The sequence below is a fragment of the Psychrobacter sp. LFX-11D genome, from assembly GCF_904846475.1.
GTDB lineage: Bacteria > Pseudomonadota > Gammaproteobacteria > Pseudomonadales > Moraxellaceae > Psychrobacter > Psychrobacter cryohalolentis.
In genome coordinates, this window is sequence record NZ_CAJHAV010000007.1 from 151,450 (window position 1) to 177,221 (window position 25,772).

At 41.3% G+C, this 25,772-nt stretch carries 24 protein-coding genes; 12 read left to right on the forward strand and 12 right to left on the reverse strand.

The features are described 5' to 3' along the window. The first annotated feature begins 66 nt into the window (after nt 1-66). From JMX75_RS07205 to JMX75_RS07215, 3 genes are read left to right on the forward strand one after another with little or no spacing between them, the layout of a single operon-like run. Nucleotides 67-543: a GFA family protein gene (locus JMX75_RS07205; protein WP_011513585.1), complete on the forward strand. Its 477-nt coding sequence runs from the start codon at nt 67-69 to the stop codon at nt 541-543. 47 nt (nt 544-590) lie between these two features. Continuing rightward, the gene (locus JMX75_RS07210; RefSeq protein ID WP_011513584.1) at nt 591-1,031 is read left to right on the forward strand and encodes a purine phosphorylase family 2; all 441 of its coding nucleotides are present in this window, start codon (nt 591-593) and stop codon (nt 1,029-1,031) included. A gap of 44 nt (nt 1,032-1,075) precedes the next feature. Next, entirely contained in the window at nt 1,076-1,363 is a 288-nt protein-coding gene (locus JMX75_RS07215) for a HupE/UreJ family protein (RefSeq protein ID WP_011513583.1), read from the forward strand. 202 nt (nt 1,364-1,565) lie between these two features. On the opposite strand, the gene JMX75_RS07220 is transcribed toward JMX75_RS07215, so the two are convergent. The 4 genes from JMX75_RS07220 to JMX75_RS07235 form a co-directional block, all read right to left on the reverse strand. Then, the gene (locus JMX75_RS07220) at nt 1,566-1,967 is read right to left on the reverse strand and encodes an ExbD/TolR family protein (protein ID WP_011513582.1); all 402 of its coding nucleotides are present in this window, start codon (nt 1,965-1,967) and stop codon (nt 1,566-1,568) included. Between the two features lie 54 nt (nt 1,968-2,021). Further along, nucleotides 2,022-2,678, reverse strand: coding sequence for a MotA/TolQ/ExbB proton channel family protein (locus tag JMX75_RS07225; protein WP_133104299.1), 657 nt, complete (start codon nt 2,676-2,678; stop codon nt 2,022-2,024). Nucleotides 2,679-2,790: 112 nt separating this feature from the next. Beyond that, complete coding sequence (locus JMX75_RS07230) at nt 2,791-3,909, reverse strand: TonB family protein (RefSeq protein ID WP_041753092.1); 1,119 nt, start codon at nt 3,907-3,909, stop codon at nt 2,791-2,793. A gap of 437 nt (nt 3,910-4,346) precedes the next feature. Beyond that, the gene (locus JMX75_RS07235; protein WP_201531794.1) at nt 4,347-5,342 is read right to left on the reverse strand and encodes a phosphatase PAP2 family protein; all 996 of its coding nucleotides are present in this window, start codon (nt 5,340-5,342) and stop codon (nt 4,347-4,349) included. 180 nt (nt 5,343-5,522) lie between these two features. Between JMX75_RS07235 and JMX75_RS07240 the strand changes: the two genes are divergently transcribed. From JMX75_RS07240 to JMX75_RS07260, 5 genes are all read left to right on the forward strand, one after another. After that, nucleotides 5,523-7,241, forward strand: coding sequence for a phosphoethanolamine transferase (locus JMX75_RS07240; protein WP_201531796.1), 1,719 nt, complete (start codon nt 5,523-5,525; stop codon nt 7,239-7,241). Nucleotides 7,242-7,285: 44 nt separating this feature from the next. Next, nucleotides 7,286-7,972: a response regulator transcription factor gene (locus tag JMX75_RS07245; RefSeq protein WP_133104297.1), complete on the forward strand. Its 687-nt coding sequence runs from the start codon at nt 7,286-7,288 to the stop codon at nt 7,970-7,972. Between the two features lie 93 nt (nt 7,973-8,065). Next, nucleotides 8,066-9,382 (forward strand): sensor histidine kinase, encoded by a 1,317-nt coding sequence (locus tag JMX75_RS07250; protein ID WP_201531798.1) that lies wholly within the window; start codon nt 8,066-8,068, stop codon nt 9,380-9,382. 173 nt (nt 9,383-9,555) lie between these two features. Continuing rightward, the gene (locus tag JMX75_RS07255; protein ID WP_201531800.1) at nt 9,556-9,999 is read left to right on the forward strand and encodes a diacylglycerol kinase; all 444 of its coding nucleotides are present in this window, start codon (nt 9,556-9,558) and stop codon (nt 9,997-9,999) included. 47 nt (nt 10,000-10,046) lie between these two features. Continuing rightward, the gene (locus JMX75_RS07260) at nt 10,047-10,766 is read left to right on the forward strand and encodes a PAP2 family lipid A phosphatase (RefSeq protein WP_201531802.1); all 720 of its coding nucleotides are present in this window, start codon (nt 10,047-10,049) and stop codon (nt 10,764-10,766) included. 190 nt (nt 10,767-10,956) lie between these two features. Here JMX75_RS07260 and JMX75_RS13025 read toward each other — a convergent pair whose 3' ends face one another. From JMX75_RS13025 to JMX75_RS07295, 8 genes are all read right to left on the reverse strand, one after another. Then, nucleotides 10,957-11,367, reverse strand: a complete 411-nt coding sequence (locus tag JMX75_RS13025) for a hypothetical protein (RefSeq protein ID WP_265089558.1) — start codon at nt 11,365-11,367, stop codon at nt 10,957-10,959. Nucleotides 11,368-11,408: 41 nt separating this feature from the next. Then, nucleotides 11,409-12,131, reverse strand: coding sequence for a M14-type cytosolic carboxypeptidase (locus tag JMX75_RS13030; protein WP_265088682.1), 723 nt, complete (start codon nt 12,129-12,131; stop codon nt 11,409-11,411). Between the two features lie 335 nt (nt 12,132-12,466). Beyond that, a complete protein-coding gene (locus tag JMX75_RS07270; RefSeq protein WP_201531804.1) occupies nt 12,467-13,498 on the reverse strand; it encodes a hypothetical protein in 1,032 nt (343 codons plus the stop codon). Between the two features lie 116 nt (nt 13,499-13,614). Continuing rightward, the gene (locus JMX75_RS07275) at nt 13,615-14,085 is read right to left on the reverse strand and encodes an acyl-CoA thioesterase (protein ID WP_201531806.1); all 471 of its coding nucleotides are present in this window, start codon (nt 14,083-14,085) and stop codon (nt 13,615-13,617) included. 97 nt (nt 14,086-14,182) lie between these two features. Then, on the reverse strand, nt 14,183-15,889 hold the full coding sequence (locus tag JMX75_RS07280) for a fatty acid--CoA ligase (protein ID WP_201531808.1): 1,707 nt from the start codon (nt 15,887-15,889) through the stop codon (nt 14,183-14,185). 48 nt (nt 15,890-15,937) lie between these two features. Next, nucleotides 15,938-17,140, reverse strand: a complete 1,203-nt coding sequence (locus tag JMX75_RS07285; protein WP_201531810.1) for a 3-oxoadipyl-CoA thiolase — start codon at nt 17,138-17,140, stop codon at nt 15,938-15,940. An 81-nt stretch (nt 17,141-17,221) separates the two neighbouring features. After that, nucleotides 17,222-18,832, reverse strand: coding sequence for a 3-hydroxyacyl-CoA dehydrogenase (locus JMX75_RS07290; RefSeq protein ID WP_201531832.1), 1,611 nt, complete (start codon nt 18,830-18,832; stop codon nt 17,222-17,224). Nucleotides 18,833-18,921: 89 nt separating this feature from the next. Further along, nucleotides 18,922-19,698 (reverse strand): enoyl-CoA hydratase, encoded by a 777-nt coding sequence (locus JMX75_RS07295; RefSeq protein ID WP_201531812.1) that lies wholly within the window; start codon nt 19,696-19,698, stop codon nt 18,922-18,924. A 313-nt stretch (nt 19,699-20,011) separates the two neighbouring features. Here JMX75_RS07295 and JMX75_RS07300 point away from each other — a divergent pair, with 313 nt between their 5' ends. The 4 genes from JMX75_RS07300 (at nt 20,012) to JMX75_RS07315 (ending at nt 25,661) form a co-directional block, all read left to right on the forward strand. Then, a complete protein-coding gene (locus JMX75_RS07300; RefSeq protein ID WP_133104286.1) occupies nt 20,012-21,166 on the forward strand; it encodes an acyl-CoA dehydrogenase family protein in 1,155 nt (384 codons plus the stop codon). Nucleotides 21,167-21,275: 109 nt separating this feature from the next. Further along, a complete protein-coding gene (locus tag JMX75_RS07305) occupies nt 21,276-22,541 on the forward strand; it encodes an MFS transporter (RefSeq protein WP_201531814.1) in 1,266 nt (421 codons plus the stop codon). 197 nt (nt 22,542-22,738) lie between these two features. After that, complete coding sequence (locus JMX75_RS07310) at nt 22,739-23,584, forward strand: IclR family transcriptional regulator (RefSeq protein WP_011513564.1); 846 nt, start codon at nt 22,739-22,741, stop codon at nt 23,582-23,584. A 448-nt stretch (nt 23,585-24,032) separates the two neighbouring features. After that, nucleotides 24,033-25,661 (forward strand): chromosome condensation regulator RCC1, encoded by a 1,629-nt coding sequence (locus JMX75_RS07315; protein ID WP_201531816.1) that lies wholly within the window; start codon nt 24,033-24,035, stop codon nt 25,659-25,661. Nucleotides 25,662-25,772: the final 111 nt, after the last annotated feature.

The window sequence follows — 25,772 nt, forward strand, 5'->3', positions numbered from 1 at the left end:
TACGCTAGGATAGTGCTATATTTCAAAACAATAAATATCCACGCCCCTACTATTAAGGACTGACCAATGAGCAGAGAATTTACCCCACAAGAAGGCTCTTGCTCCTGTTATAGCAATACTTATACGATCAACAATCAGCCCATTGGACGCTTTATCTGCCACTGCACTATTTGCCAAGAATTCACTGGCCAAGCTTATAATGATGTGACGATTTTACTTAAACCCGATGTGAGTTCATTAAACCTTATCAGAACCAAATTTCGCCGTTGGAAACTCCCGCCAAATATTAGCCGCGGACTTTGTACCCGATGCAATAAACCCAGTATAGAAATGGCGTTGGGCGGCAATCTAATATTAATACCCACAACAAATTATCCTGATGTGGCGGCACTACCCAAGCCAACTATGCATCTATTTTATAATCGCCGCACCAGCGATATAGAGGATGATTTGCCCAAGTACAACGGCTTTGTGCAAAGTCAGGCGATGATCTTGAAGGCGCTTGCTCAAGGTATGTATAAGAAGAGAGTCAGTAAACGCTAGTAGTATTAACTTTGATAGACTCTACCAATTATCATTTGGAACCCAATATGACTTCAACCGCAGTAGAAATTACGGTAAAAAACGCTGCCGATATCGCTATTATCGGCGGTAGCGGTCTGTATCAAATGCAAGCTTTGACCAATAAGCGCAGCGTTAAAATTGAGACACCCTATGGTGAGCCATCTGATGACATCGTGCTCGGTGAACTTAATGGCGTCACAGTTGCATTCTTAACGCGGCATGGTCAAGGACACAGGTTAACCCCCTCTGAGGTGCCTTATCGTGCCAACATCTATGCCTTAAAGACTTTAGGTGTACGCTATATCGTCTCAGTATCAGCGGTTGGCTCATTGCAAGAGAAGCTGAGACCATTAGATATGGTCATTCCCGATCAAATGATTGATATGACCAAGCAGAGAGTAAGCACGTTCTTTGGAGATGGTGCGGTCGCCCATGTGTCAATGGCTGACCCTTTATCGAATCTTTAATTGCTCTGTCCATCGCATTCGCTGCGTTAAACAATCTGGTACCAATGTTACGAGTGCGAGCCGTCTATCTAGCCTTTGTTTTTGGTCTGATTCACGGGTTTGGCTTTGCCAATGTGCTCGTAGATCTGCCACTAGCAACAAGTGAGCGCGTATTGGCATTATTAAGCTTCAATGTAGGGATTGAGCTAGGACAACTAGTATTCATTGCCATAGTATTTCCGATCGCGCTGTTATTACGTCATACGCGTTTTTATAAATCAGTTATATTTTATGCTGGCTCTTTTGTTAGTATCGCCATTGCATTGTGGTGGTTTTTTGAACGAATAACGTGATTAAAACGTTAAAATACATATAGGTTGTTCAACATAACATCGATACGTTATTGAATAATTTCGACTAGTTTTACAATGATTCCACTATGTTTGCTTTTATCATAAACACGGTTTAAGACATTAAAGAAGGGGCTAAGATTAATAATCTTAACCCCTTCTTTAATATTTGCAGCAGGAAATTTTATATTCTATAAATGGCTATTTATTCAGTGACAAAAGCAACCTTAGTCAAACCCGCAGTACTGGCGGCAGCCAGCACTTGCGCCACCATATCATAACGGGTGTCTTGATCTGCCCGCAGATGAATATTCGGATTAGCACCGTCTTTTGACGCTTCTTCAAGCCGCAATCGCAATTGCGCTAACGTCAGCGCTTCCTCATCCAAAAATAGACCATTGTCTTTATCAATGCTTATTTGCAATATCTCATCAGGCAAGCCGCTTACTGTGGCATTGGTATCGGGCAGATCTAGTGGTACGGTTGGATTCATCACTGTGGCTGTGACCAAAAAGATAATCATCAGCACCAGCATAATATCAATGAGCGGAATGAGATTCATCTCGCTCATACCTTGGGTCTCTTCATCACCTAGATGGAATGCCATACCTGCCTCCTTATTTTTCTTTATTCGTTAATTTATCGAATGAATAGCCACTGTCTATACTTTGCCATCAGCAACTTGACTATCAGTCACTTTGGCACCAGTTGCTTCGGCACCAGTTGCTTCAACGAGAGTTGCTTTGCTATTTGCTAGCATACTCGGTCGCATTGACTCGCCTAATAGACCATGCGCAATGTCATTGGCTCTATACAAGATCCGGCGATTCATACGCGTAATGACGTTATAGAAAATCACCGCAGGAATCGCGACCGCAAGACCTAGACCAGTCATAATAAGCGCTTCACCTACTGGGCCCGCTACTTGGGCAAGTCCTGCCTGCCCACTATCACCAATACTACGTAGCGCATGGAATATGCCCCACACTGTCCCAAATAGCCCAATAAAGGGTGCAATAGCAGCAGTCGTACCGAGCAGTGGTAACCCTTGCTCGCTTTGATAACGATATCGACCAATCTGCTGTAATAGCATCTGTTCGGTGAGAAGCCTGCGCTCTTCTGGACTAGCTTGCAAAGTGGGCGGTATCTGATTGTGTATTTGCTGAGCTAAGTCAACGACGACGGTTTTAGCCAACTGATGGCTATAGTACAATCGTAAAATCCCTGTCACCCAAGACACAATCGACAAAGCAAATAATGCGAAAAATAAACTCTTAGTAATGATATCCGTATATTGCCAATAATCTGTAAAATCCATATAGACTCCTAAAAGCAGTTAAGTAGCTAGTGAGGCTGACAATACATTTTTTATGAACACATTCTTCATATAGTCGGTTTAATCAAAAAAGGAAAACGAGCTATTACTTAGATTAAGGTCGCTCATATATTAATGACATCGGTACAATGCCATTAACAGGTCGCTCATTTTGTTGGAACGGTTTAAGTTGTCCTGCTCTGACTTGGGTCATCGCTGCAATATCAACAATCTTATTACCCGATGATTCGAGCAATTGCACATCCGTAATGTAGCCGCTTTTATCAACATGAAGCTCCAATAATACAGTGAAGATATCGCCTGATTGACTAGTCACTTCACGCCAAATCGCCGACGGTAGGTCTGTTTCAGGTTTCTTCTGATCAAGCCAGCTGGCTTGCTCCTCCAAAAAGTCAACTGCCTCATCATTGAGATTAAGCTGTTTTCGTTTCTCATTACTCTTGCCAGCCTGCGTTTGCAGCAGCTCTTGCCCTGCGCGTTTTCTACCTTCTTGCCACTGACGTGCTTGATCACGATTGAATTGTGCTGTCACCGATCGGATTAACGACGCTATATCTATTTCTTCTTCAGCCTTAATCTTAACTGTTTTTCTCGTCTCTTTTATGACCAGCCCTTGCGTTGACATATCTGTTGATTCAGGGCTGACCTGTTCTGTCATCGCTTGAACCAAGGCTACAATATCCTGTTCTTCTTCCGCTATTTCTTTGGCAATTTCTTCCGATTCTTTGGTCGTATTTTTCTGTACCAAGACTGGCAGTTGAGTTTCTTTTGTTATCTTAGTCTTTTCTGGATTTGACTGATTTTTTATTGGATCAGGTGTTTGTTTTTTTGGTTCAGAACTTAAAGGTTTAATAGAATTTAGCGGTTTACTAAAGGTTGGCTCTGACACAGCATTTACTGACTTAGCTTCTACCTGTTTAGTACCTGATAGTTCAGCGGATTTTTTCTCTGATTGCGGCAGTCGTTGAGGAGCAGGATTAGAGTTTGTAAGGATATTTTCGGCACGACGTTCTTCAGTAGCCGCTGCGGATGATTTTGGCAATGTCACTAGCTCTAATTGGATTGCCTGAGGCTTAGCTGCTTTAGCCTTTAAAATTTCAGGGCTATCCATAGATATCACAGCCCATACAGTAAGACCGTGTAATATAATCACAAAAATAGTTATCCAAGCACTGATAGAGCCGCTGAGACGGGTAAATGGATGTAGTATCATGATGATTTATTAGGCAGCCTATTAGAAATAGCAGTTGAATAATTGTCCATCAACGATAGCAAATATTTGCCTATAAGCGTCAGATTATATAGTAATTTTTATGGAGTGCTGAAGTAGCTTATTGTGCTTACAGTGATGAATGTATCTATTGCAAGAGCAGGACTGATATTACAGCCGGCTTTCATTATTAGCGAAGCGCTTATGAGTGGTAAACTGGTCGTAGTGTTGCTAAAAATTGAACTGAGGCTTTGGGCTTATATGTAGTTTATGCCCACATTCAACTGCTACCACAGAAGGTGAGACGCTTTATTGATTTTATGGACTGGTATTATGGTACACCACTGTACTGGGACAAGCCTATGACTAAAAACTAGCCATTATTATTAATGTTAAATATGAATGATAATATTTTTTTGGCATTAATACCTTGAATTTACTTAGATTAACAATGGCAACTGATAAAATTCAGCATATATCGAGGTGCCGATCAGTACACATACAATATTGAGCCAGACCAGACGAACCTGAGTAACTGACCAACTTATCTGCCAATCAATTTTGTCACGCGTCCTTAGCCACTCTGTCACACTAATCGCTACCGTTAACCACAATGCGCCTACCAAATAACCTCCCAGTACATCGCTCAAATAATGCTCATTCAGCAAAATCCTGCTTAATCCTACCAATAGTGAGAAAAAAACAGTAATCACAGCTATCCGAACTTGCGTGGCAAAGTTACGACTAAAACGAATGGCCATGTAAGCCAGAAAACCATATAACGCAACCGTAACCGTCGCATGTCCACTAGGAAAAGAATCTGTCTGCTCAAACAATAAAATATCTACTGGTCGCGTGCGATGAAATAATAGTTTACTAAGGAAAGTAAATATCGTACTTCCTAAAGTGGCTATTAAGAACCCTACCAATATATAGGGTTGGCGAATCACCCAGCATAGGATACAGACTAGTAATACGATTAAACAGGTCGTTGCAGTAGAGGCAAAGCTAGTAATAAAAATAAAAAACGTCACTACAGGCGACTCACTCAGCATACTCATCTGCTGTGACACAAAAAAATCCGTTGCCACAATAGCATCTGACGTAACCACATCTTCAACCAAACCAAAAAACAAAGCTAAGATATAACCCATGACTAAAAATAAAACCGTCAGAGGCAATCCATAAAAGTGCTGTACAGTGAGCCTTTGCAACGAAGCATGATACAGTTTTGGATAGTTATTTTGTAAGCGAGTGAGTCGTTTGCTTTTTCCAAAATATTGTTCGAGCACCGTCCAATATGTCGGCACCTGATTCAGTACCTTCTGACCATAGCGAATTATCACATACTGTAAAACCCATAAAACAACCACCACTAATAGAATAAAGACTCCTAAAAGGAACAACTGCTGATTTTTTTGGATGAGCGTAATCATGAATGAGAAGTCTCTTTTACAGCCGTTTTTGTGAGTATTTTATGAGTTTTTAGAGTATCAGATACAATCTGACCTTCGTTATCTATTATGCATCTAATATAGGCTTCTTAACATCTTCTTAACAGGGTAATTGTTACCTTAGAGAATAACATTTATCTCACTCTATTAAGAAGTCTGTGTATGTCAAAACACTTAATTACCGATCTAGCCATTGCAGAAACCCATAATATAAGTCTTGCTAAAAATAATAATGAAACCTTCGATAAAAATAAATTTTATCATCGTGAAGTCAATCTTACTTATCTGATTATAGTGGTTACGCTCTATCTCGTTGCTACTGCAAATATTGGCTTCTTTAAACAAGTATTAACGATCTATCCGTTTGCTGATAACATTGGTTTTATCGTTTCTCTGACTGGTTTACTGTTTGGGCTGATGTGGTTGTTGTTTCAGCTATTATGTTATCGACCGACGGCAAAAGTAGTGCTCATTGCTATGGTACTGATTGCGACAATATGTGGTTACTTCACCGATGCTTATGGAACGATATTTGACACTGGCATGTTGGTTAACAGCTTGCAGACAGACCAAGCAGAAGCGATGGGTTTGATAGCACCAAGCTTTATTTTTCGACTACTACTATTGGGTCTGCTACCTGCTTTTTTGATTAGTAAGATTCGTATAAAGCGTTTGTCTATAGTTCGCTCAATCGTGCAAAAGGCAATCACCTTGATAACGTCTATTGCGATAATAGCAGTTTGCCTATTACCATTTGGAGATCAATACGCCAGCTTTTTCCGCCAGCATAAAATAGTGCGTAGTTATACCAATCCCATTACCCCTGTTTATTCTGTTATCAAACTCGGTACCGATTACGTCGATGAGCTACGCCGCCCTGATACCTTGATACTGCATGCGCCAGATGCAAAGCGTACCGCAGCCGTCAGTAGCACAACGAAACCTAAGCTGATGGTTTTCGTAGTCGGTGAAACGGTTCGCGCTGACCATATTGGCTTGAATGGCTATAAACGCGATACGATGCCGTTACTTGCCAGCCAGCCGGATACCTATAGCTACAAGCATGCGACCTCTTGTGGTACGTCAACTGCTTATTCAGTACCTTGCATGTTCAGTTATGCAAACCGAAGCGATTACGACGTTGACACTGCTGAATATAATGAAAACGTGCTTGATACCCTCAACAAACAAGGCGTTAATGTTATCTGGCGGGACAATAACTCTAGCTCTAAAGGCGTGGCAGATCGAGTCACCGTTGAGGACTATAAAACGCCTAAGCTAAATCCTAATTGTGATATTGAATGTCGTGATATTGGCATGTTGGACGGTTTTGATACTTTAGTTAAGTCGGACATAGGGGTCAAGACTGCTGCGAAGCCACAAGATACACTGATTTTATTACATCAAATGGGCAATCACGGTCCTGCTTATTACCAACGTTATCCCAAGGAATTTGAAGAATACAAGCCAGTCTGTATGACCAACGAGTTATCTAAGTGTGATGCTCAATCCGTTATAAATGGTTATGACAATGCGATTCGCTATACCGATTACTTTTTAAATGCCGTTATAGATACGCTAAAACCCTATGAGCAAGACTATGATGTGGTGATGGTATATATTAGTGATCATGGGGAAAGTCTGGGTGAAAACAATGTATATTTACATGGTCTGCCGTACGGTATTGCGCCGAATGCGCAAAAACAGGTGCCAGTCATTATTTGGTCACCTAAAAACAATGGCATCAATCCTAAGAGTCTGTCTAATATGACCAATCAGCCAGTGTCACATGATTTTATTACGCCAACCTTATTGCATTTTTTTGGTATCACTACTCAAGAAGTAGCGTCAGAACCAACCTTTTTTAAGACTACCCATTAAACTTTTTTTTATTCAATTCACGCTTTTTGTAGATAGTAGCCATTATGTATAAGATACTTATTATTGAAGACAATCCTGATATCGTAGCCAATATCTATGCTTTTTTTGAGCCAAAAGGTTTCGAGTTGGACAATGCCCATAATGGTCTGAGTGGCTTAGCACTGGCTTCAAGCAATCGCTACGATGTTATATTGCTCGATGTGATGCTTCCCGGTATGGATGGTACTAAGCTGTGCAAAACGCTTAGAGAAGAGCTGCATGATAAGACGCCCGTATTGATGCTGACCGCGCGTGATACTGTTTTGGATAAGGTTGCAGGGTTTGATAGTGGTGCGGATGATTATTTGGTGAAACCTTTCTCATTGGTTGAATTAGAAGCTCGCATCAAAGCATTAATACGCCGCCATCAAGATGAACATTTTCAGCACAATATAGAAGTTGGCAAGCTGTCTCTAAATACTGAGGAACACAGTATCAAACGAGAAGACAAACCATTAAAACTAACCCCAACGGGATTCAAAATCTTACACACTCTGATGATTGCCTCGCCTCGGGTAGTCAGTAAAACTGAGCTTGAGGAAAAAGTATGGGGACAAGATGTGCCAAGTAGTGATGCGCTTCGCACCCATTTGCATAGTGTGCGTGCGCAAGTTGATAAACCGTTTGATAAAGTCATGATAGTAACAATGGCTGGTGTTGGTTACCAAATTATTGACCCAGACAAAGTTTGAAAATTCATAATACAATTTAAAGATTGAAGTTTACTATAAGTAGTTACGCCTGTACTTCCCTATATATTACCTGACTCTAAATAAGCACCTGCCATGTTCACTATAGAATCCATCGCTAATAAGTTTCGAATCTCCTATTTGTTATTTGCCTTACTGCTTTGCACAACGTTCGTCAGTATTTTTATGTATGCTGAGATGCGAATCGAACAGGACTTAGTGAAAGGGCGTCTTTTACAACAGCTGCAACTTAGTCAAGAAAAAGAAGGTGAACAGGCGGCTTATACAGCAAATCCTGGTATCAAAATTTATCGTTATGACAGTGCGCCTGAAAATTTAAAAGCGATAGCAAACGGAACTGTTCAAGAGATGCAGGTAACCGTGAACAATCAAACGGGCAACACTGAAACGAATCTTCATTTTTTTGCCCATCAACAAAATGAGCAAAAATATATTTTGACTTACTTAGAAGGGTCTGAGATGGTGATGGAAAACTATCCTGTTTTAGCCATCTTCGAAGAGTTAGAAGATATATTTGCAGATGCACTAAAAATTGCGGTTGTTTTGAGTTTGCTCATTGCAGCGCTATTCTCTTACTTATCCTCTAAGCAAATCATTAAGCCTTTACTAGATTTAAAGCAAGCCGTAGAAACCGATCATCAAAACCTCACTGACTTAACCCATCTACCCTCAGAAGTTGGAGTATTAGCACGCGCTATCGATAAAAAAAATCATAAACTAGAGCAATATCTAAAACGTGAGCAGCTATTTACCGGCGATGTCAGTCATGAATTGCGCACACCGTTGACCATTATCATGGGTGCATCGGAGGTACTAGCCTCACAACTTGAAGAGCACAGTCGCCTAAGCGAATTCGCCAACCGTATTAGTACGACCGCCAAAGAAACCTCTGAAATCATCAGCGCTTTATTACTATTATCTCGCGCGCCTGAACAGCTGGACACACCGCAAACCTCTATCAACACCATCGCCCTTAATGAAGTGACACGCTTACAATATTTGCTACGCCATAAACCGGTAACTTGTAAAGTAGTCGCTGAGCAAGATTACATAGCAAATGTCCGCCCTGAGCTGCTAAAAATGGCATTGGGTAATTTAATAAAAAATGCGTTTCAATACACAGATGATGGTGAAGTCATTGTCACTATCGATGCTGAAAAAATTACAGTCTCTGATACTGGTCTTGGTATTCCCGAAATTATGATGCCTTTACTCTATGAGAGATTTGAGCGTCTGAATAATATAAATACCAGCGATCAGGTAGAAGGTAGCGGTTTGGGTCTTAGCATTGTGCAACGTATCATGATTCATATGGACTGGGAGCTTATGCACCAAGACAATGCTACAGGTGGTAGTACGTTTAGCATTTATTATAATAAATGCCGTATATAAGTCTTCACTGTATTTCATGAATCAACCAATCAATATTGTCTTAACGTTTTCTTAATATCCCCTGTTTTATACTGTTTCCATAAGAACAGTATGCTAATTTTTTGTTTGATTATTTTTTTAATTACTCAAAACATCTAGCGTAACTCAATATTAATGCGTATTAAGAATTCAATATGAATACAATCAACTCCGAATCAAAAAACCAAACGACGGCCACTCAACTGCTTGCACCTAATAGTTATGCCAGTCTTGCCAAAGGCAACAAAGGTCTTTCTCGTATTGTTAAAGCCGCCGGTTATTCTTTAGATGGTTTTAAAGCCGCTTATAAATATGAGGCGGCTTTTAGACAAGTATTCTGGCTTAATAGCGTCTTGTTAATAGCAATCATACTTATCCCTTTTGGTATCAGCATAAAAATGATGCTGACAATCACCTCTTTTTTATCCCTTATCGTTGAGCTGTTTAATACTGGTATTGAAGCCAGTGTTGATCATACCTCAACGAACCAACATCCACTCGCTAAAATAGCTAAAGATGTAGGTTCTGCGGCGCAATTTTTGGCATTATTGCTTTTGTTTGTCTTATGGGTAATGGCGTTCTGGAACCTCTTATATTAAGTAAGATTCAAAAATTTTCGACTTAATATAGTTTAAAAGGAGGCTCAATGACGCTAGTAAAAAACACAACTGATTGGACGTGGCTCAAGCTGCTGTGCTTAACGATTATTGCGACATTGACGTTTGAGCACAGCCAATTTGACGTTCGTATTAGCGAGCTTTTCTATATTAATGGACATTGGCTTCTTGAAAAAGGCGCGCAGCCTTATAGATTTATCTTTTATGATTTTCCAAAATTATTATTAATATTATTTGGCGGCTATTTAATAATGATATTAATTTGGCACTATTGGCAACGTCGATACGTTAATACTGTGAATGCTAAAGTGTTTTTTATTAGACCAATCGCAGCATTGTCTAGCCGAGAGGTAGGTTATTTATTAATCACTATCATCATAGTACCTACGGTTATCGCAACCCTTAAGAGCTTTACCCATGTTAGCTGCCCAAATAGTTTATTTCTTTTCAATGGTGATTTACCATATCTCAATCTTTGGCAAAACATACTCGCTAAAACGCCTGCGAAGTGCTTTCCAGCGGCGCATGCCAGCGCAGGATTTTCTTTATATGGATTGGCATTTTTACCGACAGTACAGAAATATCGCTATAAAATCTTTGTACTCGTCACAGCTTTAGGATGGACGATGGGGCTATATAAAATGGCATTTGGCGATCACTTTTTTAGCCATACTTTAGTCTCGATGTTGTTATCATTGACGCTTGCCTGCGCGCTTGCCAGCCTATTTTTCAGAAGGTCTTTAAAATAATAAACTTAGACAGTTTATGAATTGCATGGTGATAATGCCATTGGAAGTTTGTTTTGGGGCTGGCTTGTAATATCTTAGATATAAATATAAAAAAAGGTTGTTATCGCTATATTAAAAATAGCGATCGCAACCTTTTTATGATGGTTTTTCTTATGTGGTGTTATAAAATTAGGATTAGAGAATCTGTTAACTAACGTAAATCATCAACGACCGCTAACATGGCAACTAACGACGCTTCTCCCAATTTAATAGAACGCTCTGGTGACCAACCCGTATCTGCATCAGGCACATTATTGTTATCTATGAATGGCATCTCCAAAGTATTGGCTAGGCAGTCAAAACGTTCGGCCACCCAGTGAGTGGCGAGCGTCATATTCGCTGTACCCGGTGCATCAACGTCATAGCCTTCTTCAGTCTGAAAGTCAGCACTGGCCAGCTTTAACACTTCTGAAAATCTATCACGGAGTCGCGCGAGCCGGTCATTATAATTAGGCGTCCCTTGAGAGCCGGCAAGGAACACAAAAGGTATCTCTTCGTCACCATGTACATCATAAAATAGATCAACGCCAGTCGCTTCCATTTTCTTAATAACATGAAACACTTCAGGGCTTTTTTCTAAACTCGGATTTGACCAGGCGCGGTTTAGGTTCGTTCCGACTGCTTTGACCAAGCGCGGTTTAGGTTCGTTCCGACTGCATTGGTACGTAGGTGACCACGTACACTGCCATCGGGGTTCATATTCGGCACAATATAAAAGTTTGCTTTATCTAATAATAATTTGCCAGTCGCATTATCACCGTCTAATAAGCTATACATGAGACCTTCGACCAGCCATTCAGCCATAGTCTCACCAGGATGCTGACGCGCTGTGATCCAAATGTTACGCTTACTCTCGTCACTACTGCTATCGCCATCACTAATTTTAACTAAGGTTAAGTCGCGCTTATCAAGCGTTTCACCTAAATGCTCTAACGTCACAAATGGGTGCATTTGTACAGCGGCTAATAAATCTTGATGACGCTCATAGCTGTAAGGGGCAAAAAAAGCAATTTGAATGGTTTCACATTCCATGTCTACGTTTATTGTCAGCTTGCCGTCTTTATAAGAGGTGGGCAGGCGGAACCAATACTCACGATCATAGGAAGCAACTGCTTGATAACTCTCCCACCCTCCAGGAAACGCGGCTTCCCCTGCATTTAGGATATTGAGCACATATTGCTCGCCAATCTGACCGGTTATACGAAAGTTAAACCATTGAAAAAATTCGCCACCGACGTCCGGACGAATAGCCAATTGGATATCTTTTTTATCTTCTAAACTAATAACCTCAATATTGCCCGCATCAAAATTTGCCGTGATATGCATAACCTGTCCTTAATCAGTTTTTATGGTAGTGCTTTAAAGAATATGTCGGAATGCCAGATAGTGTAATAGTGTAGCAGTCAACGCAAAAATGAGCTATGCCGAAGAACGCTAAAGCTTAAATTTGGCATAGCCGTATATAAAAATCCCATTGCACCTGCTTGCAGTCACGCTAACAACCTTTTATCCTTTCGCTCTTTACTACCATAAGTAACAAGCTTTATGCACCTTTTCTGCAACCTGTTATATAAGTACTAACTATATAATCATGATTTAGATGATGGCATATAACTTTAAACGACATACTATTCAGCTATTCGGCTTAGAAATTATTTAGCTTAGAAGCTATATTTGGCCATGATTTCGACTTGCTGACCTTTTTTTACTTGCGATAATGTCTTATCGCTTCGATCTCGCCACTCAATACCAAAATCGAGATCTGGTAAATAATTATAGACAAGGTTTATACTTTTTACATTGACGGAAGTATCAGCCGCATCATCTACATTAATCTCACCATAACGCATATTACTCAGAAGCTTCTCTGTAAATTTATGTCTATATCCTACCGTAAAGCCTGTTTGCGACACAAGTTCGCCGTTTTCAGCATCACAATCTATAGCTCCAGTTGCCCCAAGCATTTTTCCGACACATACTGTCGAATAGACGCCCATCCCTTTACCATTGAATACGCTCGCATGTAATGAGTCATTACCCAGTTTGAGTTTACCGGCCAAAGAAGCACCGACACCGACATCTGAATCGTTTCCATTTTTAGCCTCACGTGCAGTGACCGCTAAGTTATAGCTAAGATCAGATATGTTATTTTTATAGCTGACCACCATATCGGGCAGATTAGCGTCCTCATAAACAGGTTGTTGAGCGGTAAAACGAAGCCCTTTATGGGTATAATGCACCGTCAAATCTGGACGGATATCAGCGCCCCCACCTGAGATAGTTCCTAATCCCGTACCTCGAAAATCGAGCTGTTCAGTCAAAAGCGGGTAGACCGCCAAGAACTGCCCGTTCCATGTCTTTCCTACGGTCAAATCGTTGACCTGAACATAAGCATGGCGAAGTCGCAAGTCTGAACCGTCATTTGCGGCATTGCCATAAAAATCCCCTTCGATAAAACCCGTTAATTTTTTATCCTCTACCTTCTTAGTGGTTTTCAGATTAATCCGAGATTGCCGTGCATTGCCTTTAAACTCTGACTCGCCTTCATCTGGAGAATAAAATATACCTTCGGCTTTAACATAACCACCGATACTTAGAGTAGTATCTGCATTTGTGACGAGATCTATGGCTTGTGCTTGTGCACATACCCCAAGAACCGCCAAACCAAAAGACAACTTTTTGATATAAAGCATGATCTATACATTCCTTGTATTGTTTGAAAATTCCTTTAAATGCCTATCGCTACTGTATTTTTTTACCTCATAAATACCAGTACTATCTCCTTGTACAAAAACACTTGTCTCCTATTTTATTGAACCCTTTCAAAATCACTAATAGCGGCTTTTTTTGTCTCGTCGATATTTTTCTTTTGTCCAGTGGCTTTATCAAGATATACCAGTACTGACTCACCGCTAGCAACGATAGTATTCATAGCGGTACTATAATAGGTATATTCATGAATCAAGCTGGCATTGCCAATTTTCTTAATTCGAACCCCAATCCATAAGGTATCGGGATAGATTACTGGTTTGAAATATTGGCAGGATGATGCTGCCATGACTGAAAAAGTCTTTTCATTGAATAGATTTAATTGACTGTTATAGTGGATACGAGCATTTTGGGCATAAGTGTAATAGACCACATTATTGACATGTCCAAAAGAATCCATATCGCCCCACTCTACTTGTTGAGAGTAAATAACCGCAAAACCATGCATAGGATGGTTATTGTCTTTATTAAGCGTCTCTTGTATTTCTGGTAATTTTGCTAAATCTTTCATAGTTATCTCGTCTAGTCGCGCCAATGAACATACCTATTCAAATTATCAGTAAGCTGCATTAACTGTTTTTTTGCAGTCACTGATATAGTTGTTTGGGCTAAATCAATTTTTCTACGTACATCATCCGCATTCTTTTCTTATCAAGCTTACCCACACTGGTCTTCGGCATTTCTCTTAAGAACTTTATTTCACTTGGGACGCCATACTTTGGTAAATAGCCTTTTTCAACTGCTTGATGACCCAATGCTAAAATCTCCTCCGCTTTAATATCGGTATGATCAGGTTTCAGGACCACTAACGCTAGAGGACGTTCGCCCCATTTTTCATCCGCTACTCCAATGACGGCCACTTCAGCAACGCAAGGATGGAATGATAAAATATTTTCGACTTCAAGCGAGGATACCCATTCGCCACCTGACTTGATGACATCTTTGAGCCTATCGGTAATTTTGAGAGTACCATCAGCGGTAATACAGGCAATATCTTGGGTATGCATCCAGCCACCGCGCCATAACTCATCGCCAGCATCTGGATTCTTAAAATAGCTTTGGGTCAGCCAAGGCGCTCGAACGACGAGTTCGCCGGTCGACTCACCATCCATCGGTAAAGATTTGCCGTTCGCATCCCAAAGCTCCATCGATACCAGCATAATTGGTGAGCCAGAAAGACAACGATAATTAATCTCTTCTGTCGTCGTCATAGCACTTGTCTGATCGCCGAATGCCATTCTGGCGAGTACAGGACATGACTCTGACATTCCAAACCCCGAGATAAACTCTATGCCACTTTCAATAGCGGCTTCAGCTAGAGCTTCGTTTAATTTGGAGCCACCTACTGACAATTTAAGACCGTTAAACTTGCGTCCTCGGGTGGCCATTTCTTTGATTAACATTTGTAAAATGGTTGGGACACCATGTGATAGCGTTACCTTATACTGTTCAATCAAGTCAACCAATACTTCGGATACATAGCGCCCTGGATACACTTGTTTGAGCCCTATCATGGTTGCCCCATACGGCCAGCACCATGCATGTACATGAAATAATGGCGTCATCGGCATATAAACATCATTGTAGCGAGCACCTTGACCTTCGGCGCTGAGTGCAGAGGCCAGCGTACTCGATAGCGTCTGCAATACGATCTGTCGATGGGTAAAGAAAACCCCTTTTGGATCGCCCGTCGTACCACTGGTATAAAATGTGGTAGCGATAGTATTTTCATCAAAATCGGGAAAATCAAACTCATCACTGGCCGCGGCTAGCATTGCCTCATACTCACCTTCAACATAATCTGGCATATTGGCTTGCTCAGTTTTTGTATAGTTTTTTGTATCGTCTTCACCATACTGAGCGTCATCCAGCCAAATAATTTTCTCAATAGAAGGGGCTTCATGACGATAGTTTTTAGCCATTGGCTCAAACTCAGCATTAAGTAACAAGGCTTTTGGTTTGGAATGGTTGATGGTATACAGCACTTTATCTTCAGCCAAACGTACATTGACCGTTTGCAAAATCATTCCAGACATAGGCACAGCAAAGTACGCTTCAAGGTAACGATGACTGTCCCAATCCATAACAGCAACCACATCACCTGCTTGCAAACCCATGTTTTTAAGTACGTTTGCCAAGCGATTAACACGCTTAAAAAATTCAGAATACGTATAAGTAACCTTATCCGCATAACTAATGGTTTGATCTTTAGAGGCGATTTTTGCACGGTTTAGTAGCTGTTTGATAATCAAAGGAAAACCATAGGCTTCTTGAGCTTGCTGGTAATCCTCATGTTGGTTAAGTATCGTAGTCATTATGGTCATCCTTGAAATTAAAAATATATGGCAAAAGTATTGAAAGGGTTAGACTCGTTCAATCACCATGGCAAGCCCTTGCCCAATGCCAATGCATAAACTGACCACCGCGTATTTTTCGCCCGTACGCTGTAGCTCACGCGCCGTACTTAACGCAAGTCTTGCGCCTGATGCACCCAGCGGATGACCAACGGCAATCGCACCGCCATTGGGGTTGACGCGTTTGTCATCAAAGTCAATTTCTAAACCTTTTAAGCAGCCAAGTACTTGCGAGGCAAACGCTTCATTAATCTCAATAATGGACATATCATCAAGGGTCAGATCAGCACGTTTCAACGCCAGTTTAATGGCCTCAACAGGTCCTACGCCCATAATACTCGGCTCAACACCCATAGCACCGGATGAAAGAATCTTGGCAATAGGCTTAAAGCCCAACTTTTCCTCCGCCTGCTTTGAGCCAATAATTAAAGCCGCTGCGCCATCATTGATACCTGAGGCATTACCTGCTGTGACGACACCTTCATTGTTTAAAGGCTTAAGTTTTTGTAACGCTTCAACAGTAGAGCTGGCACGAGGATGCTCATCTTCCGCTATCGCTTTTTCGGGTAATTTTTTACCTTGCGATACCATAATTGGTGTTATTTCATCATTGAAGAACCCAGCTTGTTTTGCCGCTTGGTATTTGGCTTGCGAGGCCGCTGCGAATTTGTCTGCTTCTTCGCGAGTGATACCGTATTTGAGGGCGACATTATCACCCGTTTGCGGCATGCTATCGCTGCCAAACTGTTTTTCGATGATAGGATTGGGGAACCGGCTGCCAATAGTCGTATCAAATACTTTAAACTCACGACTGAAAGGCTGCTCAGTCTTAGCAAAGACAAAAGGTGCGCGGGTCATGGACTCAACGCCCCCTGCTAAAAATATATCCCCTTCATGACAAGTAATACTACGAGCGGCATCAATGACAGTAGATAGTCCTGAAGCGCATAAGCGATTGACGGTTTGACCGGGTGTTTTGACATCTAACCCTGCTAATAACGCAGCATTGCGGGCGATATTGCGTGAGTCCTCACCAGCTTGATTGGTATTACCGATCAGCACTTCATCAAAGATATCATTAGGTAATTGATGCTTTTCGACCAAAGCTTTCATTACTGTCGCAATCATGTCATCAGGACGAACGGTGGCTAATGCGCCTCCATGGCGACCAAAAGGGCTTCTTAATCCGTCATAAATATAGGCATCTAACATAACTTTTCCTTGTTGTGTTTTGAGAGTTTGTCTTATTAAGATATATGGTTTAGCAAGATTGCTAGGTTGTTGCTATTAATATTAATAATTAGTTTGCTGAGTAAATAGCGAAATACCTAGCGTGGCGCGGCGTTGTAACCATGGACTAGGACGATAACGCGGATCACCCGTTAACCCATAAATACGCTCTAAGATAAGTAAGATTCTCTGAGCCCCAAGCTCGTCCCCCCATGAAATAGGACCATATGGATACCCTAATCCAAGCTTGACGGCATTATCGATGTCTTCAGGAGACGCAATACCTTGCATCGCAATATCACAGCCTAAATTAATCACCATAGCCACGACTCGCTGCGCCACAAACCCAGTGCTTTCAGTAATTAGCGTGGCATCGACAGCAACCTGTGTAATGGCTTTGTCCTCAACTAAACGGTTATCTGTTTTTCTACCAAATAAAGCATAAGCTTGTGCAATAAAGTTATCTTGGGTGACAATACTTGGCATCAAGGTACGATGCTTAGATAAGTCAGTCAGCATATCAATGGCGACTGCTTGGTTAGGATTGACTTGATAGCGAATAGCAGCATTGGTGGTATCCTCGCCATAGATTGCCAGCAATACTAAACTATCAGGGTTTGGCTTATCATTATCGTCGATAGTAATACCATTAGCGTTTAGATGATCAATCAGCTGTTGTCTATCTTCTGCTAAATCTGCGCCAATCCAAACTGAGATATTTGAGGTATCAGACCCTGTTTTAAGAACTAATGATTCAAACAATGATTGTTCAGACGTATCTGCTGGCACTTTTTGACCGTCTTGTTTTTTATTTTCTGTGTAGTGATAAAAGCCTTCACCAACTTTACGCCCAAGCTTGTTACCCGTTAGCATTTGACGGGTCAAGGGATGCGGACGATAGCGAGGCTCAAAGTAATATTGATTATAGATTGACTCCATAACCGGATGAGAGACATCGATACCCGTAAGATCAAGCAGCTCGAATGGCCCCATTCGAAAGCCAGCGCCGTCACGTAAAATACGGTCGATACCCTCAAAACTTGCAACTCCCTCGCCTAATATTTTCAACGCTTCTGTACCGTAAGCTCTACCGCCATGATTGACGATAAATCCTGGGGTATCTTTTGCCACTACCCCTAAATGTCCCATGCGTTTGGCTAAAGACGTCAGCGTCTCAACCACTGAAGGTTTGGTAGAGATACCGGGAATCACTTCAACGATTTTCATTAAGGGTACTGGATTAAAAAAGTGAAATCCTGCCACACGCTCTGGGTGCTCGCAATTAGAAGCAATCGCGGTCACCGCTAGCGAGGAGGTATTGGTTGCCAAAATCGTCTCGGCAGGAACAATGCTTTCTAATTGTTTAAAAAGATGTTGTTTTATTTCTAAATTTTCAATAATTGCTTCAATAACGACATCAGCCTCGGCAATTTTGGCTATATCTTCAATTACGATCAGATTTTTCAAAGTAGATTGCAGCTGCTCATCGGTGAATTTACCTTTGGCGGCTAGTTTTTCGAGGGTAGCTTGAAGGGATTGGCGTCCTTGCTCAGCAGCGCCTGCCTTGGCATCAAATAAAAGTACCTGAATGCCTACTTGGGCGGCGATTTGCGCAATACCCATACCCATAATACCGGTGCCGATAATGGCCAATGATTTAACAGTCATAATAATCCCTTATATGGTCTTGTTACTTTATGCGCTCTTGTTAAATAGTCTCGTTTTCAGGGTTGCTTAGCTATGTCTTTCTATGATTCAACAAGCTACTGCCCTTTGTATTCAGCACTACGCTTTTCTAAGAAGGCTTTTGCCCCTTCTTTTTGATCTTCGGTATCAAACAAGATTTGAAAGGCTTTACGCTCTAAAGCCAACGCGGCTTGTAATGGCATGTCCACCCCGAGATTGGCAACTTCTTTGATTTGGGTTAAGGCAATAGGCGAATAACTCGCTAGTTTCTCCGCAATTTCGATAGCACGTTTGATAGTCGTTTCATCTTCGACTACTTCAGAGACTAGCCCCATTTGATCTGCTTCATCAGCGCTTATCATGTCGCCCGTTAATATCAGCTTCATGGCTTTATGTTTGCCAATTACTCGAAATAGCCGCTGCGTACCCCCTGCTCCTGGCATCAGCCCTATTTTTATTTCTGGTTGGCCAAACTTAGCAGACTTGCCAGCGACAATGATGTCGGCATGCATAGCAAGCTCACAGCCGCCGCCAAGGGCATAGCCATTGACTGCTGCAATAATCGGCTTGCGACAATTGGTGATGGCATCCCAGTAGCGTTCGCTATGACGCAAATACACATCGACTGTTTTCGCGGTTAAAAAATCATTGATATCAGCACCGGCTGCGAACACCTTATCGCCACCTGTCAGCACAATAGCCTTGGTATTCACATCGTCGTTTAATTTGATGAAAATCTCTGCCATTTGTTCGCGTAGTTCAGTGTTTAAAGCATTGCGAACTTTAGGACGATTAAGTCTTATCACACTAACGCCATTTTCTAATGTTTCACAAATAATGATTGGCTCTTCCATGATGCTATCCCTTAAACAGTGTCCTTAGGTAAAGTACATCAACCCTTAAAAAACACCAGTAATTATGATAATTAATACCGCATAGCGATATTTAAGACCAATATATACTGTTTATTTTCCTTTGTGAAGGGTAAATCTTAGTTAAATTGAGAAATAAACCAATCATTTAAACTTTAATTTTTTAATAAATACCGCATTGCGGTTATTTAAACCAAAACTATTGTAATTTCATAAACTATCAATTATGCTGTTTGTTCAAGGCAATTATGAAGCCGCTCTCAATTTGAATATCAATTAAACAAGGAAGAATCACATGATCAGAGATAAGGACGTTCTTAACCAAATCACCGACACTATCCGCCAATTTGTGAATAACCAATTAATACCGATGGAACACTGGGTAGCTGAAAACGACCGTCTTCCAGACGATATCATCAATCAAATGCGCGAGTTAGGGCTGTTTGGACTGACTATTCCCGAAGAGTATGGCGGGCTTGGCGTTACGATGGAAGAAGAGGTCACACTGGCATTTGAATTAGGGCGCACCTCTCCTGCTTTTCGCTCATTGATAGGAACAAATAACGGTATCGGCTCATCTGGACTAGTCATCGATGGTACTGAAGCGCAAAAACAGAAATATCTACCAAGACTTGCCAGCGGTGAAATCATTGGCTCATTTTGTTTGACCGAGCCGGATTCTGGCTCAGATGCCGCTTCATTAAAGACCACTGCTATCAAGGACGGTGATACCTACATTATCAACGGTACTAAGCGCTATATTACAAATGCCCCTGAAGCTGGCGTGTTTACCGTGATGGCACGTACTGATCCGCAAAATAAAAGATCGGGTGGTATTTCAGCCTTTATCGTTGAGAGTGATACCCCTGGTATTACTTTGGGTAAAATTGACAAAAAAATGGGGCAAAAAGGTGCTCATACCTGTGACGTCATCTTTGATAATTGTGTCGTGCCTGCTGATGCTTTGATTGGTGGTGTCGAAGGTGTAGGTTTCAAAACCGCGATGAAAGTACTTGATAAAGGACGCCTACATATTGCTGCAGCGAGTACCGGAGCCGCTACTCGCATGTTGGATGATGCATTACATTATGCCGTTGAGCGTAAGCAGTTTGGGCAGCCCATTGCCAATTTTCAACTTATTCAAGCGATGCTCGCTGATTCAAAAGCAGAAATTTATGCGGCTAAATCTATGGTATTAGACGCCTCACGCCTGCGCGATGAAGGTAAAGATGTCGTCACTGAGTCCTCCTGTGCCAAGATGTTTGCCACTGAAATGTGTGGCCGCGTTGCTGATAGAGCCGTGCAAATTCATGGCGGTGCGGGTTATATTGCCGATTATGGCATTGAGCGTTTTTATCGTGATGTGCGCTTATATCGTTTATATGAAGGTACGACTCAGATTCAGCAGATTATCATCGCCCGTAATATGATTAAAGAAGTAAGTGAATAGTAGTTTGTTTGATGAGCTAGGCGATACCGGTATTTGCTAGGACGTGAATACCGTCATAAAGACACTATCAAAATAGTTTTTTATTCTCACAACGATAAGGATATGTATTGTGAAAAGTGCGGCTATAACTTCGAATCCAAGCTTAAATTCTGCTAAGAAGCAACCTTGGAAACTGGCCTTTGTATTTTGTTTTTTAGTCTTGTTATGTGATGGGGCTGATATCGGTATTCTTGCCTTTACGCTTTCAAGTTTAAAACAAGAATTTGGATTGAGCAATGTACAAGCAGGTGCTTTGGGCAGTTGGTCATTATTTGGCATGGCAATCGGCGGGTTCTTTGGCGGCTGGGCCTGTGATCGTTTTGGACGGGTACGGGTTATCGTGATTGCGACCGCACTCTTCTCTGTATTATCAGGTTTTAGTGGGTTTGCGCAGAGCTACGAACATTTTGTAGCATTACGGTTCACCGCATGTTTGGGTCTTGGTAGCTTATACATTGCGACCAATACGTTGATGTCTGAGATGGTCCCTACTAAACATCGAACGACGGTGCTTGCGATGTTGATGACAGGGTTTACTTTAGGCTCTCTCGTTATTACGAGCCTGTCTGCTTGGATTATTCCTAGCTATGGTTGGCGCACTCTATACCTCTTAACCTTTATACCTATTATTCTTGCAGTATTGATGTATTTTCTAGTGTCTGAGCCCCAGTCTTGGAAAGAGTCACGTGCCCTTAAACTTAGTGGCGCAAAGAACTCACTTCAAAAACCTGAAAACCCTTACAAAGCCATATTTGAGAATCCAAAGCATCGCATCATGTTTATTTTATGGTCTATGAGTTCAGGGCTTTTATTATTTGGTTATTTTGGCGTAAGCAACTGGTTACCGTCTTATCTAGAAACTGAATTAGGTATCAAGTTTAAAGAGATGGCTATCTATATGGCAGGTACTTATCTGACTATGATGTTTGCCAAATTAGTCGCAGGTATTGTGGCTGATAAGATAGGTCGCAAAATAGTGTTCGCCTTTGGTACGATGGGTACGGCACTATTTATACCGGTATTGGTCTACATGCATACGCCAGAAAACATCGGTTGGTTAATGATAACCTTTGGCTTCTTATATGGTATTCCTTATGCGATTAACGCCACCTATTTGACCGAAAGCTTTCCGACTGCTATTCGAGGTACTGCTATCGGTGGTGCATTCAATATCGGACGACTGGGCTCAGTCATTGCACCCGTCGCTATTGGTTATATGGCGATGCAAAATTCTATCGGCGCAGGTTTATTGCTGATGGCAGGTGCGTACTTCTTATGTGGTCTTATTCCGACGTTGTTTATTAAAGAACAACAGTATGACCCACAAAAAGCATAACATTATTCAATATATATACCGCATAGCGAAATAGCTTATAATAGCTGTGCCAAGTATTTTAAATGCACCTTTAAGATAGTATGGTTAAAGGTGCATACTATTATTAGCCCAAAGTAATTTATTCTGATAATAAAATACGATAAGCAGTATGTTGACCATTACGTTTGTATTAACTTAATTGAGAATAAAAATAATATATGACAACTAAAAACCTTATTACCGAAGGCTCGGCTAACACAACACATATCGAACTGCTAGAGCCGATTGCAGAGATGCGCGATAAGAATGATCGGCAGTTCGTTACCGCGTTGGCGCGAGGGCTAGAGCTACTTCGTTGCTTTACCCCACAGCGTCCTTATCTTGGTAATCAAGACTTAAGTCAATTAACAGGACTGCCTAAAGGCACGATTACGCGTCTTACTTATACTTTAGTTAAGCTCGGCTATTTAAAGCAATCAATAAATAGTAGTAAATATCAATTGTCTGCCGGTGTCTTAGGGTTTGGCTATACGATGATGGCGAACATCTCTATCAACAATCTAGTAACGCCATACATGGAAGAATTAGCAGAGTATGCAAATAGTGCGGTTGCCATGGCCACTCGCGATCGACTAACGATGGTATATTTGAATGTGGTGCAAGGTGATGGTACTACGACTATGCGCCGTAATGTCGGCTCATACTTGCCTATTCACTTAAGTTCGATGGGCAGAGCCTGTCTAGCAAGTATGCCGCAGGCTGAGCAAGAATTTATCCTTGATGCCATTCGCACTAAGTACAAAGAGGATTGGATAAAGATTAGAAGAGGACTGGATAAAGCTTTTAAAGATTATGAAGATTATGGCTATTGCTTTTCAATTAGCGAATGGCAAAAAGATGTCAATGCAGTTGCCACTGCTTTAATGCACCCTACTGAGGGTTTACTGACTTTTAATTGTGGCGCGCCAAATTTCGTTTTGAGCCGTACAAAACTAGAGGAAGATGTTGCCCCTCGTCTACTTCATATGAAAAATAGTATTGAGAGCAATCTTTACATTAGCTAGATAATGTCATTAATGATAGAGATCGCATAATTATTAACACTATAAGTGAGTATGCGATTTTATTATTAACTCAGTATCATGGAAACATACATATAACGCAGTGGCATGATCCGCGCTTTTACCATACTTCCAGATAGGCGCCTAGTCGCTATCTTTACCACCATATCATAAAGTCTTATTAAAGCTCTCCTCGCTACAGCCCTATAAAAATACTGATAACAAATCCCTATAAGTACCACCTCATCTGTACGCCGCCATTATCATATTTGCTGCTCTGATCCGTAACATAGCATATCTAATATACTGCCATCCTAATTTACATATTGATAATAGTTATCGTTTGTAATATTATTCGCTTAAATTATTACAGTCACTTTACTAAGTGCCCCTATCTTAGGATTGGCACCGCTACCCCTTTTATTTTTATTGATCACTGATTGAGACATTTATGCGTTTATCCACTCTGACCCAAGCAGTCGCTTTGATTACCGCTACTTTGATGTTGACTGCTTGCGGCGATGATTCTGATGTCAGCACAGAAATCATTGATGGGACACCGCCACTTTTGACAACGGATAGCAACTTTTCGAGTGGTTATAGCGCAGTTGCGGCCGTATTTGTCTCAGGTCAAGTGCAAGATAGCGGTGGCATAAAGTCTGTGACTTATACATTGAACGGTAGAGCACCTCAATCACTAACTATTGACACAAATGGTTATTTTAACGATCGCATCTTGTTAGATTTAGGCGAAAACAGCATTGCCTTAGCCGCCACTGACAATGCAGGTAATATCATGCGCTCAACCAAAAATATGTATCTGGGTGATACGGTGGCAGCTGGTGGCTCACATACCGCAGCCCTTCATGATGGGCAGCTCTATGGTTGGGGTCGTAATAACTATGGGCAAACAGGCACCGCATATACCTCGACATTCACTGATACTATGGGACATCCAGAGTTACCGACACTCATGAATAATGCCCCAAAAAACCTAATATCTATTAAATTTAATCAAAACCACTCACTTGCTATCGATAATAAAGGTCAAGTTTATAGCTGGGGTAATGATGCTTATGGACAATTAGGACGTGGTCAGTCAAATCGTCATTCTTGTGTTAAATCCGCTGATTGCCGTCTTGATATAAGCGCGATTGCCGGTATTGATAATGCGGTTATGTTAGCGGCTGGTTATAATCATAATTTGGTGTTGACCAAAGACGGCAGCATTTGGGCATTTGGCGCTAATGCTCAAGGGCAGCTCGGTAATAACACCGCTATAAATAGCAGCATACCAGTCAAAGTTGACTTTTCGGCGTCAGAGGGCGTCGGTCATATCATACAAGTCGTAGCCAGTAGCAGTAGCTCATATGCCTTAGATGATAAAGGTCAGGTATGGGGTTGGGGCAGCGACGCGAGCGCCAATCTTGGGCGCAGTCAAGCATGTGATAAAGCCAACAATTGCATCAATATTACTAATAAACCGGTACGTATCAATGTCATTGCACAGGATTTGGCTGATAGTACTGCTCAAAGGGTAGAAAAAGAAATAATCACTCAGCTTGCTGCTGGTAAAGATCATGTTTTAGCACTGACCAACAAAGACTCTGTCTATGGTTGGGGGCTAAATGCTAGCAGCCAAATAGGCTACAATGGAATTGGCTTTAAAAATACTGTCAACGCTTGGGCAAGCACCATAACTGCGCCAACCAAATTGCCTTGGTTTGCAGGTCAAGAGGTTCGCCGTGTCTACGCCAATGGCAATGCCAGCTATGTGCTGTTGGACAATGTTGCAGCAAATAATAGTAACACTCGAGCATCAGATGGCATCCTTTATGCTTGGGGCATGTTTGGTGAAACAGACGGCAAAGGCAAAACAAGTTATGAAAACTTAAATGAACCAACAAACAAGCTGACCAGCTTAAAAAACATCGATAATATGACGATGGGTACAATGCATCTGATTGCACATGAAAAGCCACTCAATCAGAACAATGGCATACCTTTTAAGAACGGCAATCTATTTACATGGGGCTGGAGCTTTGAGGGTTCATTAGGTAATGAAAATATAGCGTATTAAATATAAAAGTGTTATAGGATAAAACATCTCAATAGATATACTTAATCATTATGACTTACTCACTAGACTATCGCAAACAAGTTCTTAAAAGCTTAGCAGATGGCATGACCT